At 71.8% G+C, this 2458-nt stretch carries 1 protein-coding gene and 1 pseudogene; one reads left to right on the top strand and one right to left on the bottom strand.

Translation table 11 applies throughout. The features are described from left to right. Window positions 1–1890, top strand: a pseudogene (locus CQZ88_RS22035) (glycoside hydrolase family 15 protein); the annotation flags it as partial. Between the two features lie 4 nt (window positions 1891–1894). Here the strand turns inward: CQZ88_RS22035 and CQZ88_RS31585 are convergent. Then, window positions 1895–2458 (bottom strand): nitronate monooxygenase family protein (locus tag CQZ88_RS31585; protein WP_258008724.1); only part of this gene is annotated, 564 nt, incomplete at its 5' end.

Genomic DNA, 2458 nt, shown 5'->3' with positions numbered 1-2458 from the left:
CCCGCCGATCGACGACTACGCGTTCCTGTCGGACTGCGAAACGACATGCCTCATCGCGCGCAACGGGGCGGTGGAATGGATGTGCCTGCCCCGGCCCGACTCGCCCAGCGTGTTCGGGGCGATTCTCGACCGCAGCGCCGGGTACTTCCGCGTCGGACCGCACGACCGCACCGTGCCCGCTGCACGCCGGTATCTGCCCGGCGGACTGATCCTCGAGACCACGTGGCAGACCGAGACGGGATGGATGGTGGTGCGGGACGCGCTGGTGATGGGGCCCTGGCACGCCGTCCAGGAACGATCGCGCACCCACACCCGGACGCCGACGGACTGGGACGCCGAGCACATTCTGCTGCGCACCGTCCGCTGCGTGAGCGGGACGGTGGAACTCGACGTCAGTTGCGCGCCGGCGTTCGACTACCACCGCGCCCCGGTGCGCTGGGAGTACACGGGCAAGGTGTACGAGGAGGCCACCGCGTTCTGCACCGGCGGCGAACCCGGCGAGCATCCCGAACTACGGCTCACCACCGACCTCCGGCTCGGGCTCGAGGGCGGCGAGGCCCGGGCACGCACCCGGATGGTCAAGGGCGACAAGGCGTTCGTCGCGCTGTCGTGGTCGGATGTGCAGTGTCCCGCCACGTTCGAGGAAGCCGCCGCGAAAATGGCGGAGACGGCCGACTTCTGGCGCGAGTGGATCACCACGGGCCGTTTCCCCGATCACCCCTGGCGGAGTTACCTGCAGGCCAGCGCCCTGACCCTCAAGGGCCTGACCTACGCACCGACCGGCGCCCTGCTCGCGGCGGCCACCACGTCTCTTCCGGAAACGCCTGGCGGAGAACGGAACTGGGACTACCGCTACGCGTGGGTGCGGGATTCCACGTTCGCACTGTGGGGCCTGTACACCCTCGGCCTCGACCGGGAGGCCGACGCGTTCTTCGCGTTCATCTCCGACGCCTCCCGCAGCGAGGACGGCCGGTTGCAGCCGCTGCAGGTGATGTACGGCGTGGGTGGGGAGCGCGTGCTCACCGAATCGCAGCTCGACCACCTGTGCGGCTACGACGGGGCCCGTCCGGTGCGGATCGGCAACGATGCGTATCACCAAACGCAGCACGACATCTGGGGCGCCATGCTCGACTCGGTGTACCTGCACGCGAGGACCCGCCGGCACATGCCCCAGACTTCTGGCCGGCCGTGCAGCGGCTCGTCGGCCAGGCCGAGGACCACTGGCGCCTGCCCGATCGCGGCATCTGGGAGGTCCGGGGAGAGCCGCAGCATTTCACCTCGTCCAAGGTGATGTGCTGGGTCGCCCTCGATCGCGGCGCGCGACTGGCGCGCATGCAGGGCCGCCCGGACCACGCCGCGCGGTGGGACGCCGTCGCCGACGAGATCAAGGCGGACATTCTCGCCCACGGCGTCGACGAGCGCGGGGTGTTCACCCAGCGCTACGGTCATCCCTCCCTGGACGCGTCCGCGCTGCTGGTCGTGCTGCTGCGGTTCCTGCCGGCCGACGACCCGCGGGTGCGGGCGACGGTCCTGGCGATCGAGGACGAACTGACCGAGGACGGCCTGGTCCTGCGGTACCGGGTGGACTCCACCGACGACGGATTGACCGGCGAGGAGGGCAGCTTCACGATCTGCTCGTTCTGGCTGGTCTCCGCCCTGGTGGAGATCGGCGAGGTGGAACGGGCCCGCACCCTGTGCGAACGACTCCTCGGCTACGCCAGCCCGCTCAAGCTCTACGCCGAGGAGATCGACCCGCGCTCGGGCCGGCACCTGGGCAACTTCCCCCAGGCCTTCACCCACCTGGCGCAGATCAACGCGGTCGTGCACGTGATCCGGGCGGAGGAACAGATCGCGGCCGGGGAGTTCCTGCCCGCGCGTCCGGCGCCCTGACCCGCTACCCGAAGCGGCGCAGCAGTTCCTCCGCGCGGGTCGCGATGTCGCGGACGATCTCGCCGGCGGGCCGCTGTTCCCGCACGAGTCCGGCCGCCTCGCCCGCGTAGACCACGCCGAGCCGGGGGTCGTTGCCGTCGTACGCGGCGGCGAGGGTCTCCTCGTCGGCGCCGCGCCCGTGCCACTCGGCGGTGTAGTCGTTCGTCAGGGCCCGGCCGCCCCACCGCGCCGGCCACGGCTGGTGCCGGGCCCGGTCGAAGACGTCGGTGTAGACGGTGTCGGTGCTGCTCGCCGCGACGAGCCTGTCCCGGGCATACTCCGGGCCGACCGTCTCGGGGCTCGCCAGCAACGCGGTGCCGACGAGCGCGCCCTCGGCGCCGGCCGCGAGCACCGCGGCCAGTCCCCGTCCGGACGCGATGCCGCCGGCGGCGAGCACCGGCAGCGACGTCGATTCGAGCACCTCCTGCAGGAGCGGCAGCGTCCCGATGCGGCCGGTGTGCCCGCCGGCCTCGTGTCCCTGCGCGACGACCGCGTCGACCCCGGCGGCCTCGACGATCCGCAGGTCCTC

The organism is Rhodococcus sp. ENV425, assembly GCF_002887785.1.
Taxonomy (GTDB): Bacteria; Actinomycetota; Actinomycetes; order Mycobacteriales; family Mycobacteriaceae; genus Rhodococcus; species Rhodococcus aetherivorans.
The sequence above is the reverse complement of the archived record's forward strand: the minus strand, read 5'-3'. Positions and strand labels throughout refer to the sequence as shown.